The organism is Nostoc sp. DedQUE09 (assembly GCF_034530915.1).
GTDB lineage: Bacteria > Cyanobacteriota > Cyanobacteriia > Cyanobacteriales > Nostocaceae > Nostoc.
The window spans coordinates 1-12,185 of record NZ_JAVRCE010000032.1 but is presented as its reverse complement, the minus strand read 5'-3'; the positions used below and the strand labels follow the sequence as shown (position 1 = coordinate 12,185).

At 40.0% G+C, this 12,185-nt stretch carries 15 protein-coding genes; 12 read left to right on the top strand and 3 right to left on the bottom strand.

Annotated features, from left to right (window positions below; genetic code table 11):
• Positions 1-2 precede the first annotated feature (2 nt).
• The 10 genes from RMY27_RS20060 (at position 3) to RMY27_RS20015 (ending at position 6,843) form a co-directional block, all read left to right on the top strand.
• The gene (locus tag RMY27_RS20060; protein ID WP_322666152.1) at positions 3-359 is read left to right on the top strand and encodes a hypothetical protein; all 357 of its coding nucleotides are present in this window, start codon (positions 3-5) and stop codon (positions 357-359) included.
• Entirely contained in the window at positions 343-891 is a 549-nt protein-coding gene (locus RMY27_RS20055; protein ID WP_322666150.1) for a hypothetical protein, read from the top strand. Before RMY27_RS20060 ends, RMY27_RS20055 begins: the two co-directional genes overlap by 17 nt.
• Positions 888-1,463 (top strand): hypothetical protein, encoded by a 576-nt coding sequence (locus tag RMY27_RS20050; RefSeq protein ID WP_322666148.1) that lies wholly within the window; start codon positions 888-890, stop codon positions 1,461-1,463. The genes RMY27_RS20055 and RMY27_RS20050 overlap by 4 nt, the downstream gene beginning before the upstream one ends.
• The gene (locus tag RMY27_RS20045; RefSeq protein WP_322666146.1) at positions 1,464-1,787 is read left to right on the top strand and encodes a hypothetical protein; all 324 of its coding nucleotides are present in this window, start codon (positions 1,464-1,466) and stop codon (positions 1,785-1,787) included.
• 2 nt (positions 1,788-1,789) lie between these two features.
• Complete coding sequence (locus RMY27_RS20040) at positions 1,790-4,297, top strand: hypothetical protein (RefSeq protein WP_322666144.1); 2,508 nt, start codon at positions 1,790-1,792, stop codon at positions 4,295-4,297.
• Between the two features lie 2 nt (positions 4,298-4,299).
• Positions 4,300-5,121: a hypothetical protein gene (locus tag RMY27_RS20035; RefSeq protein WP_322666142.1), complete on the top strand. Its 822-nt coding sequence runs from the start codon at positions 4,300-4,302 to the stop codon at positions 5,119-5,121.
• A gap of 98 nt (positions 5,122-5,219) precedes the next feature.
• Positions 5,220-5,795 (top strand): hypothetical protein, encoded by a 576-nt coding sequence (locus RMY27_RS20030; RefSeq protein WP_322666140.1) that lies wholly within the window; start codon positions 5,220-5,222, stop codon positions 5,793-5,795.
• On the top strand, positions 5,795-6,025 hold the full coding sequence (locus RMY27_RS20025) for a hypothetical protein (RefSeq protein ID WP_322666138.1): 231 nt from the start codon (positions 5,795-5,797) through the stop codon (positions 6,023-6,025). The genes RMY27_RS20030 and RMY27_RS20025 overlap by 1 nt, the downstream gene beginning before the upstream one ends.
• Positions 6,025-6,399, top strand: coding sequence for a hypothetical protein (locus RMY27_RS20020; protein WP_322666137.1), 375 nt, complete (start codon positions 6,025-6,027; stop codon positions 6,397-6,399). The genes RMY27_RS20025 and RMY27_RS20020 overlap by 1 nt, the downstream gene beginning before the upstream one ends.
• Positions 6,400-6,408: 9 nt before the next feature.
• Positions 6,409-6,843 (top strand): hypothetical protein, encoded by a 435-nt coding sequence (locus RMY27_RS20015; RefSeq protein WP_322666136.1) that lies wholly within the window; start codon positions 6,409-6,411, stop codon positions 6,841-6,843.
• Between the two features lie 223 nt (positions 6,844-7,066).
• Here RMY27_RS20015 and RMY27_RS20010 read toward each other — a convergent pair whose 3' ends face one another.
• Positions 7,067-7,846 carry an SDR family oxidoreductase gene (locus RMY27_RS20010; RefSeq protein ID WP_194044754.1) on the bottom strand — a complete coding sequence of 260 codons (780 nt, stop codon included), beginning with the start codon at positions 7,844-7,846 and terminating at the stop codon, positions 7,067-7,069.
• Positions 7,847-7,956: 110 nt separating this feature from the next.
• The gene (locus RMY27_RS20005; protein ID WP_322666134.1) at positions 7,957-8,796 is read right to left on the bottom strand and encodes a nuclear transport factor 2 family protein; all 840 of its coding nucleotides are present in this window, start codon (positions 8,794-8,796) and stop codon (positions 7,957-7,959) included.
• An 84-nt stretch (positions 8,797-8,880) separates the two neighbouring features.
• On the opposite strand from RMY27_RS20005, the gene murG reads away from it, so the two are divergent.
• Both murG and RMY27_RS19995 read left to right on the top strand, forming a co-directional pair.
• Positions 8,881-9,954, top strand: a complete 1,074-nt coding sequence (gene murG / locus RMY27_RS20000; protein ID WP_322666132.1) for an undecaprenyldiphospho-muramoylpentapeptide beta-N-acetylglucosaminyltransferase — start codon at positions 8,881-8,883, stop codon at positions 9,952-9,954.
• A 25-nt stretch (positions 9,955-9,979) separates the two neighbouring features.
• Positions 9,980-11,269, top strand: coding sequence for a hypothetical protein (locus RMY27_RS19995; RefSeq protein ID WP_322666130.1), 1,290 nt, complete (start codon positions 9,980-9,982; stop codon positions 11,267-11,269).
• A 201-nt stretch (positions 11,270-11,470) separates the two neighbouring features.
• Here the strand turns inward: RMY27_RS19995 and RMY27_RS19990 are convergent, their stop codons facing one another.
• Positions 11,471-11,836, bottom strand: coding sequence for a VOC family protein (locus tag RMY27_RS19990; protein ID WP_322666128.1), 366 nt, complete (start codon positions 11,834-11,836; stop codon positions 11,471-11,473).
• Between the last annotated feature and the right edge of the window lie 349 nt (positions 11,837-12,185).

Here is a 12,185-nt window from a genome sequence, read left to right as displayed (position 1 = left end):
TCATGCTTTCATTAACACTTGCTCAATTATTTGGTGTTAATGCTAGCCAAACTGCTACTGAATTGGTAATTCAAAAAGCCGATTTAGTAGCAATAGGTTTAACACCGCAGTCAAATAATCGTGCTGAACAATTACTAGTTGCTCTTTTATTGCAAGCACTAAGCAACTTTTACGGATACATCACAGACGAAAACGGCAATATTATTACCGATGAGAATAATGTCCCAATTGGATACGACAATCGTCAGTTGTATGAACTTCTAGAAATGTTTCGCTGGGATGCCTATGCTAAAGAGCGAAATGGCAATGTTTATCTATCAGAAACAATCATAATTCATTCTTATGCTGAAGCAGATTAAAGATTTAGGTACAGAAAAAATCATTCCTGATGATACAGACGTTATTGCATTTCAACAAACTGATGGGCTTACAGGGCACATCTCACGAGCTAATTTTCTCTCTGGAATTAGCGGAGACGGTGACTATCCTACTTCTTTTACTCACTGGCACGATGAAAGTATTATCCTATCGGGCAATTCTTTAATTTATGATATTACTCCGTCTTACACCTACGGACTAGGCGTGATACAGCATCCGCCAAGTAGTTCCGATAGTTTTAAATGGAGTTCGTTGCTTGATGCAGGTAATTATGGATTGAATTTTTTAGTAGGGGCAGGTAGCAATAGAGGAATTGGATCGTTGTATATAAATGGAATTCTTGCACACAATGATTTAGATTTATATGCCCCTAGTACTAGCAGCATTATTCTCAAAAGGAATATTACAATCAACAATGCTGGATTGCACGAATTTAAGATTAATGTTTCTGACAAGAATATCTCATCAAGTAATTATTATTTTGTGATGACAAAAGCTTGGGGGAGCAAATGACTTCATACTGCTCTCTCGGCGACAAGACAACCGTAGAAATTTTGTCCCCAGCAAAAGAAATTCTTATTTTCGACAACGCTCCCATCACGGTAGAGGTGATAACTTCCAATGAGGGAGAATATCAAGACTATACACATAACATGAATCAAAAGATAGACAAATCTTTTGCTAAAAATGTTGTTTCTGTTATTGTCAACGATCCAATAAATGATTGGATTTTTTCAGGTGAGTATCCTCCTGATAATCCTATTGTTCATAGAACTTGTCCTATTCCTTCAGTAATAGATGGAAAAATTTATCTTGATTTTGATCCATTGGGTTACTCAGATAATATCGGCTCTTGTACTTATAAGGTCTATTTTGGGGGATACAAATTAACAGCTACAGACGCACGAGGAATAAAAATTCAAAGGACTTATGACCAAGAGCCAAAATACACCGTAGCTTGTGGTGATAATTGCCCAGAAGGTAGCCACAAATGCACACACAAGAAATACCCAGGTTATTGCTGTGTTCCGTGCAAAGAAGTCGGCGATCGCCTGAAAAATATTGCAAATAAAGTAGGTCGATAAATGGCAGAAGTTTGTAAGGATATTGACGCTGGTCTAGCGGCTTTAAATCGCAAAATCGATGCACAAAATCAGCGCATACGAGAATTAGAGCGCAAGCAACAGCAGTGTTGTGAAGGTCATGAAGACGATAGCAATGCTGACCTTTCACAAATTCTTAAAAGGCTAAAGAAAGCAGAAACAGACATTCTTGAACTTGGCGGCGTACTTAAAACCGTTATCGATGACGTGAAAGACCTATTAGATGCTGCGGTTGAACATACTGAAACAGCTAATCAATCACAAGGCATTTTTGCAGCAATTATTGATTTCTTCGTAGATGAGTAATCATGGCAGTCTCTCAACAAATATCACCCAGTGCTTTAAGGGCTTACAAACTATCTAAATACGCTAATGGTCAGCCGGGAAAGATGCTACTTGAAGCCAAAAGGGTAAAGCGAGTAACGTCTCAATTTATGACTAAAAGTGGTGCAAAAGAAGCTGCTAAACGCATGAAGACTCTTAAAAAAACTGCTGCTAATGCAAAGAAAGTTGCAGATGCTACAAAGAAAGCCTCTGACCTTGCTACCAAAGTAAATGAAGTACTCTTTAAAAATATTCCTGGTAGCGCTGTACTTGATAAAGCCTCTCGCGTTGGCGGTATCCTTGGTATTCTTTCTGCAATTGGGTTGGTGCTTTTAGTCAAACTTCAAGAGTTTGTCTCAAGCAGGGCTTTTGATGATATTAGTCAGATAGGAATCGAGCTAACGAAGACTAATACAATAGCAGTAAACAATGGATTAAAGCTCAAAACCATTGATACCAAAATGCAGAAGCTTGAGCAAGAATTAAGTGCCAATGCTAGGGATTTTTATCAATTAAATAAGCAAGCCGGAACTATTGCTAAAAATGCCGCAGAAGCTAAAAAGCAAAGTAATGATGCATTATACGAAACTCGGCAAGGGAGAACAATTCTTGAGGGGAAAATAGCTGAATCTAAAAAGCAGAGTAACGATGCTTTGTACGAAACTCGTCAAACAAAGTTTAGTTTAGATAGCAAAATTCAACAAATTAACGCCAACATAGCGCGAATTAGCTCAAAGGCTAATGATGGATTTCAAAATGCCATCAATACCACTATTTCTAAACTACAGGCAGAATTAGCATCGGTTAGAGCGAGTCTTAAGACAATCAAGCCAGCTACACCTGTCGATACTGCATCTATTACCGCAAATGCCGTCAGTGCTGCAAAAGCTGAGGCGCGAATCGCACAATCTCAAGTTTCTGCACTGCAAGCTGTGGTAGCTGGATTAAGTGGCCAAATTGCTGGAGCCATAACTTTAGGAAGTACTGCTATTAATGGAGTTTCAAATTTAGGTAATGCTGTAAATGCTGTGAACAATACTGCTAATACTGCATTAAATGAAGCTAAGAAAAATGCAGGAATTGCACCATTACAGCAATCAAATTTATCGAAGGAGTTTGACCAAAAGCTTGCTGACTTCGAGAGACTTAGTACAATGACTGCCGATGAACGCTTTGAAGAATTCAAAAAAGAAAATAACAAAGCGCTCGGAATTCGGGACTTGCAACAATCAAATTTATCGAAGGAATTTGATAAAAGACAAGCCGACTTTGAACGACTTAGTACAATGACTGCCGACCAACGATTTGAGGAATTTCAAAGAACAAATCGTGAGTCTTTGGGACTACTAGAAAAAGATTTAACTCAAACCAAAAAAGAGGTTGACAGCAACCGAGCAACAATTACAAAAATTGACACAAAGCTAGGACAACAAGCAAAAGTGAACGAGGAAGCTTTACCAAAACTTGATCAAATACTCGGAATACTCCCCTTAATTCCGGCGCGGGCTGCGGCCGCAATTAAACCGGATATACCAACAATTCCACAGATCGAGCAAGCAGCCGCGACTGGAACATGCAGAACCACCCAGCCGGGGGGCTGCATGAATAAAGCACTAAAAGACAATGCAGCCGACATTACCAACAATAACAATACCAATTCAGCCAATATTTTAGATGCGGTAAATACTGGTGCAAATGCTGCGCTCCTCCAGGGACAGCAAACAATATTAGCAAGACTAGGTGATCAACTTCCGGGAGGCATCGGTGGGAAGCTATCCCGCTTTGCAGATTGGATGCACTTGGATAGAGTACTCAACATGATGATATTAGGCGCTACTATCCACAATGCATTAATGCTTTCCAACGACATCGGACAAACTTTTGTTGGAATAATCAACAATGTATTGCAGTTAATCGGATTGAAAAAAGAAGATGGTAGTACGTTTGACATCGGTTCTGTCATTAGTAGTTCAATTGAAAATCTTATTAAAAATGCAATTGGAGCCGAGAATTATACAAATCTAACAACAGCTTGGGCTAAGGCTAATAGAATTTATCAAGCTTCAGTTAATATATTAAATGCTTTTCAAGGGCTGTCATCTGCAATACTTACTGGCTTAGAGATGACGGCTGGCAAAGTTGCCAAAATTGGAAATGCACTTCGCAATGCTGGTGAAGTTTTAGAAAGTGCTTACGGTTGGATGAATCCACAGCCCAAATTTAATCGTGTTACTCAAACTCTAGAAAACTTGCAACAAGGAGCATCAACCATACAAATGGTAACTCAAGCCCCATTAGATATTATCAATGCCACCACTGAATTAACGACAGCAACCACTGAATTAACTAACGCAATTAAGCAGGATGAGAACCCAGCTAACAAAGGTAAAGAATCGCCAGAGCCAGATAAACTCAAAGCGGATCAAGCAACAGCTAAATTAGCGAGTGCTGGCTTAGAAATAGTAGATTTAGATTTAGATCCAGATGACTAAATATGCCACTACCAGATAACTTTAATGAATGGGAATTTTTGCAAGATACTGTAAGACGTTGGCATAATAAAGCCGTTATCCAGTGGTTTAAAAATCAAGCAGTTGACGACATTTCTACACCGAAAGCAGCTTTACGCCATGCCTGTACAATGAAGGATGGCGACACTTCCACAATGACCATGATGAGGTTGTGGTTATTTGAGGTTACTGCTGGTCACGCTCAATCTTTGCAAGCTCCTATTTATGGAATTCCAGTTGCGGATTTCCAGCGTGATGTCAGCTTCAAGCCACAGGTCAAGCTGTACTTTCGTGAGAGATACACTAACCTAACCGACCGTACAGCGCCGGGACGCGGAGAAATTTGCTTTCGACTGATGAATGAATCAGCCCAAACTTACACTCGCGCCAAAGCTGAAGAAATGGCGAGAGACATTAAACGTGAATTTGCAAATCCCATATTTGTTTGGGAAAAGGGCATACATTACTACTACTACCGTGATCCAGAAAGAGGGTATGATTTACGGCTTTTGGTAAAGTCAAAAGCTGAGGGTGAGAGACTGGCGCGTAATGTACTTCAGATCCAGGGACACCCATTTGATAGTACCAATGTAGATTTTATGGACACTGACAAACTTTATCCCAGCAATCCAGGCACTCAGCTAGTGTACGGGCGGCAGGTCAAGAAACCTGTAAAACGTCCTATCGTGGATGTTCGCTTTCGTCATGCTCAGTTATTCCTGAATGGACGGCAGACAGTTATTAATCTTGTGTCAACTCCAGAAAGCGCTTTGCGATCGGTAATTGAAAGGGTGAATACTGCGTAGTTTTTTCATGGAAACAAGTATACTGATCGACACGAATTCTGTGCGCTTTGCCCAATGTTATACAGGATGTATAAAACGCGACCGAGTAGTGTACAGCAATGGCTAAACGATTTAATAACTTAGATGCAGCATTAAAATATCTTCGCCCAACTTCATCAGGAGAAGATGGAGTAGTACCAGACGCACCAGCTGGTACTCCATTAAAGAAATACCAGGATTGGAAAGCGGGAAAAGTTGATATTGACTATCCCAGATCAGCATCATCTAATCCTGGGAAGTTTGAAAAAATTGGCATCAAACCTTTCGCGCTGCCCGCAGCATCAACAGTTGAATATGTGACAACCATATCCGCCAGAGCGCAAGGACAGTACGCTCTATTTGGATTAGGTACAGCTGCTTTAGGGATAGAAGCTCCAGATAGTGACGATATTGTAGCTGTAGGTTATAAACCAGCGAAAGCTTCCTGCCGGAATATTACAGGAACTACAGCAACTAGTGTAACGAGTAAACTGACTGGCATACCCTACAAAACTAAAGCTGATACAGCTTATATTTTCCCATTTGGCAGGATTACAGCAAACGCAACTTATAGCGAACAAAAAGCGGCTATTCTTGCGCTTGTCACTGCGGCAGCTGGAACTAAATCTGTATCCTTTATTCCTGAAAAATTCTAATGCTTGCAGACTTGACTAAGTGCGAAATTATTCTCGTTCCTCAAGTCTCCCAAGAAGAAATAAGCGATTTAATCAAGCGGGAGGAAATCACCTCATTAGCAAATTCTCGGTTTGCTAAAGGTGAAATTTCCTTCCAAGATTACATTGATTGCTTGGAAGTCGTGGGAGTTTGTATTGATGATTATTTGCTAACAGTTGAAAATAATTTGACAATAGCAGGAGTCTTATAGTGACTCAGTTTAATGATGCGAATAAGTGGAATCTAATTATGGATTCCACTAAAAATGCAACGATGTCGGGTGAGAAGATCATTCAATCAATAGCAGCTTTTGAACCTTCTCACCTTTTTTTATCTTCAATTGTGGCAGTTCAAGTATTCAGTGCTACAGCCAAACCAAATTGGTATAAAGCTGGATATTTAAATCAAGCTATTCCAGTGCCGTTTTCGCTAGGTTTAGCACTTGGGGAATTTCGCTTTATTCCTCTTTATACGCCAGTAATTATTAAATTTTTGCACTTTCAGAGTAATTATCAAGTTTCGTTTGAAGTGCCACCATACTTTCAAGATTGCAATTTTAAGATATGGGAATTTGTAGATAACTAATTTTAAACAATGACTACTGCACAGCCAATAATAGCTGTTACCAATTCTTCTAGTAGCTCCCCAGGAATAACACTAACTCTAGAAAGCACTGGTATATTTTTAGGGATTCTTGTTAGCGCTTCTGTTCTTGGTGGTGTAGCTGTTACCGTCATCAGCAAAATGAATCGAATTTCAAATTCGATTACTCAAATTGAAAAGACTCTTGAAGAACAAGCGAGGAATGCTGAAAAAATTCGTGAGATTGATAGGACATTAGCTTTACATATTCAAGAGTATGTGAATCGAAAAGATGTTGTCCAGATGGTTTTGGGTCAATTAAATGAGAAAATTGACCACAAATTCAAGCGAGTATTATTTTACACTAGAGATATCCAGCGGTTTCTTCAGCGTGATACTGATTTCAAGATCCGTGAGTACGAGGAAACGACTCAGCCGGATGAATAACTCACTGGGGATTCACTCTAGCTGAGTAGCTAAAGCCTTAACAAACTCTCTAGACGTAAACTGAAACATAAACTGTAAAAGTTTAGATATCTGGTTTAAATATGCATTATCCAGAACCCTTGTAGAGATGTAGCAGTGCTACATCTCTACATTTTTTCTACCAAATATCTCTTGAGTAGAGTAAGTGAAAGGGGTAAGCTTTTTTAAAATCGTATGAGATGGGCTACTTTGATGTTCGTCGATTAACTAGGGTAGCGCTAGCTTGGTCAACAGGCATTAGCACAACTTCATTAATATTGACATGGGGCGATCGCGTCACACAGAAAAATATCACATCAGCCACATCATCTGCTGTTAGGGGTGTAACTCCCTGGTAGACTTTGTTGGCGCGTTCAGTATTTCCGTGAAAGCGTACCTCGCTAAATTCCGTTTCTACCATACCAGGGTCAACGGAAGTTACACGTACCTGTGTTCCTAATAGGTCTTGTTTTAAACCTTCAGAAATTGCTCTGACAGCAGCTTTGGTAGCACAGTAGACATTACCACCGGGATAGGTTTGATGTCCGGCGATGGAACCTAAATTTACCACATGACCGCGATCGCGGCTTACCATTCCCGGAACGACATAGCGGGAGACGTAAAGTAAACCCTTAACGTTAGTATCAATCATGTCTTCCCAATCTTGAAAGCTGCCTTCGTGCAACTTGTCTAAACCACGACTTAGACCAGCATTATTAATGAGAATATCGATGTCAGACCAGGCAGAGGGTAGAGTCGCAATGGCAGATTCAACAGCATGGCGATCGCGCACATCTAGTTGTAGTAAATGAATTTCAGTACTAAAATCTTTACTTAGAGTATCTGCTAGCTGCTGCAAACGTTCTAACCGTCGTGCTGCTAAAATCAGTTTTGCACCCGCACCAGCAAAGATTTTTGCACAAGCAGTACCAATACCACTACTTGCACCAGTGATCAAAATAATTTGATTTTGTAGGGAAATCATTAGGATAGTTAGGAGTGAGGAGTTAACAGTTATGAATTATGAATTAGCACAAGTTTCATCGTTCATAATTTATCATCAGTCGGCCATAACTCCTAACTCCTAACTCCTAACTACTTCTTCACTACTTGCAAGCGCTGAGTTACCATAGTCATTCCATTACCCCGCAGGATGACCGCAGAAACCCATTGGCTACCTGGGGTAGATGGTGCTTGTCCAACTTTAAACAGTCCGCCAGATGTTAATAATTGCAAATCTACGGGTGTAGGGTTAAGAAATTTATCTGGTTTAATGGGTTCTTCTAGCGCCGTTCCTAGTAGAAAATCATCACCAAGTGGCTCTTGGACGATCGCATCAAAATTATACTTCTGACCAACTTGCACCTGCTGTGGTAATTTAAAATCAATTTGGGGTGGTTTGCTACCAGAGGTAAGCAAGGTTCGTTCTGACAAAATATCTTGGCGGACTATTTTTCCGCCTTCAATACGCTGACGCGATTTAATCGTCGCATTAAGAGCCAACTTATTAGTGTTACCAGAGGGTAAGCCAGTTATCTTTGTTTCTGTTTCAGCAATAATCCCATTGGCTTCAGGTTTTGAAGATAGCAGTTTCGTGCTGTATTGCAATTTCGGATATCGTTGCCAAAGTGAAGTCAAAGACTTTTCCAGGGTTTGGAGGTTTAATCCATCGCCATGAGTGAAATTGGGGCTGTAAAATTGCAACACTCCTCTAACATCGCCTCGGCTAGCAGCGCTATCAACTTGTGTCAACAGGTTTTTCAGATCGGCTGGTGCATTTTGGGGTGTTGTGGCTTGGGATAATTGCTGTGGTGTTGCAGCTTGAGTACGTTGCCAACCAGTTGTTAAACCAATAGTCAGTAAGAGCGAAACCAGCCAGATATTTGCTGGAAATTTGAGTTGTCGTCTCACTAAGGCGGTAATAATGTTAGTCATTGGTAAGAATTTACTGATTTGATTAGAGAAAGTAAGCAAATTGTTTTATCTTAGTTAAGCTAGACGCTAAACGGTAGAGGTTTGATGGCAAACGCACCGATACGATTATTAATAGCTGCCAGTGGGACTGGTGGACATTTGTTTCCAGCGATCGCCCTGGCGCAAAAACTTCCAGACTATCAAATAGAATGGCTGGGAGTACCCGATCGGCTAGAAACTCAACTTGTCCCCAAACAGTATCCCTTGAATACTATTGCAGTTGAAGGGTTTCAGCAAGGGTTTGGACTTTCTTCGATTCGCATTTTGGGTAAACTCGCCCTTTCGATTTTAGAAGTCAGACGAATTCTCAAACAGGGGAATTTTCAAGGGGTATTTACCACAGGCGGTTACATTGCCGGGCCAGCCGTCATTGCGGGGCGTTCTCTCGGTTTACCAGTGATTTTCCACGAATCTAACGCCTTACCAGGTAAAGTAACTCGCTTTTTTGGCCCTTGGTGTAGTGCGGTAGCCTTGGGATTTGAAGTAGCTGCTAAGTATTTACCTCGTGCCAAAAATGTCTATGTTGGTACTCCTGTAAGAGAGCAATTTCTTGATGGGGCAATTAATGCACCATTGAATTTAGCTATTCCTGATGGTGTTCCTTTAATTGTTGTTTTTGGTGGTAGCCAGGGTGCAGTTGCAGTAAATAAGTTGGTGCGCGAATCTGCAAAAGCTTGGTTTGATGCTGGTATTTATGTAGTACATTTAACTGGCGATCGCGATCCCGAAGCAGACAGTCTCAAACATCCACAGTACATAGCCTTACCTTTTTACAACAAGATGGCAGCGTTGTTGCAACGTGCTTCTTTGGCGATTAGTCGTTCTGGCGCAGGTAGCTTAACAGAGTTGGCAGTATGTGGAACGCCAGCGATTTTGATTCCTTACCCCTTTGCCGCAGAAGACCATCAATCTTACAATGCAGACGTATTTACAAAAGCTGGTGCGGCGTTAACACTGAAGCAATCGGAGTTGACGACTGAAGCATTGCAAAGTAATGTGTTGAATTTATTGCAGTCACCGCAAGAGTTAACAAATATGGGGGAAAAAGCAAAGGCGATCGCAGTTCCTGATAGTGCCGACAAGTTGGCGCAGTTAGTGCGTGAGGTGATAGAAAAATAACTTTGATTATTTAGTATTACAGAATATGTTATTTAGCAAAAAATTCCGCTTTACAGTAGGTTGTGCTGCCTTATTACTTGTCAGTTTAGCAAGTAGTTATCTATATACCCACTCAAAAACTAAACAGCTAGCTCAAAAAAATCACTCATTTACTCAACCAGAAAATTCTACCCTACTTCAATCACAGATTTCTCTGACCTCAAATCAAGCTGCTGATCAACTTACTTCAAGGTTTCAAAATGCTTTTTCATCTCGACAGAACTTGTTAGCAGCATCTGTACCCTATCCAGTTATTGATGAGTTCAAAAAATATAAATTTAACATTAATGGCAGCCAGATTGCTACCTCAGGGAAATTACCAAATAGTAAAGTTAAATTTAATCAAGGAGATTTATTAACTGTTCTCGTTAATACTAAAAAATATTTTCAAGATTATGCTTCAAAAGACCCAGATATTATGCGTCCAGGAGTACTTACTACTCAAGGAGTTACTGTACCAGATGTGCTCAAAACTTTGGATTTCATGATTGCTGTTTTGAAGGAGGATATTGCTAATAATCGGGCTACTCGTTTACAAGACTCTAAATTTATTAATACCAATTTTCGAGTCATTAAATGGTCTGCCTACAACCCCAAAAGTAAACAGCAAAAACAATTACGAATCACCAAATATGCTGTATTTACTCACCCTGGTTCCCGCAAGAAAACCTCTACTTTTAATATACCAATTTATAGCTTAAAAGATAACTATAATAACGATAAGTTTTACACCCGGTACACAAAGCAAGATGTTTTGTCTGGTATTTATGAACCAGGTGGTAGAGAATTTGGAAAAGTTACAACTCTTGCTTATCTAACTAGAAATGGCTTAGAAGAAGCAATTATGCAAGGAACAATCCTGATTAATTTTACAGATGGTGATCAGGCATTTTTTAATGTAGATAGAAACAATGGAATGGCTTATATCCGCGGATTAAAGGCAACAGCACAAAAGCGTTATTGGTATTTTAGAGAAGTTGATGATATTAAAGGCTATGGATACAAAATAGATGCAAAAATTTCTATTAAACCCGGAGTTACTTTTGCTGGAGATGTTTTGAATATCGGTTTAGGTAAGGTGATTGTGATTGAGCATACTCAAGGTGGTCGCAAACATTTGCAAATGGGAGTCATCGCCGATACAGGTGGAGCATTTTTACCCAATCTTTATCAGCTAGATTTTTTGGCAGGTATTTTTAAGAATAAAAAAGAATTTGGGCAAAATATAAGCCAATTACCGGAATATGCCACAGCATATTTTTTAGTCAAGAAGTAATGCATTGACCAAAGAGGGGGGAAAGGGGAAAGGGGAAAGGTTAAAGGGAAAGGAAAAAGATGTATTTCGAGATACGTAGTACGAGAAATACAGCGTCCTCGCCTCGTATCAAGCCCCTAACTTTAGTTATGGGGTTCCCTTTCCCTTTTGCCTTTAACCTTTTCCCTGCCCGAAGGAAGGGCTTGACCTGATGTCAAAAATCTATGCACGGGTTAACAATTCTAAGTTGTGGCCATCGGAATCATAGAAATAGAAGCCACGACCTTCCTTTCTGTGGTTAATTTGTCCTTTATTCTGATGCATAGGGTCGCTACTGTATTCAATCCCTGCCTCTTTGATGCGTGCAAAAATTGCATCAAATTCTTCATCACTGACATGGAACGCATAATGATGTGGCTCGAACGCTTCAGCGTCGGCGAAGTCGAGCGTTAATGCATCATTTATATGCACAGCAGCGAAGTGACCAACGGGAAGCTCGATCTCTAAACCGAAAATTTTTGCAAAGAACCTCGCCGATGCTTCTTTATTATGTGCGGGCACTATGGTGTGATTTAAAGTAATTGTCATGTCACACCTTCCCTCCTAATTTTGGTAGTAATCCATATCAACTCTCGATTTCAGAGTCGATAACAACAATGTTCCTTTCTATTTTATCTTTTGGGCGCTAACGCCGAAGTAAATATATCTAAATCCTGTGTTCAATGTATTTGGAACAACTACAAACACTAAACATCAAGCTTAAATAAGCAAACCTGATAACTCATATCAGTTTTACTATAGTAATAAAACTTGATTAAAAATTGTAAAGCAGTGTAAAGTACATTCACAGGGAAAAACTTTACCGCCTGATTCATAAATAACTAACCGCACTTATAAAACAATGACAACAACCTTACAACAGCGCTCAAGCGCCAAT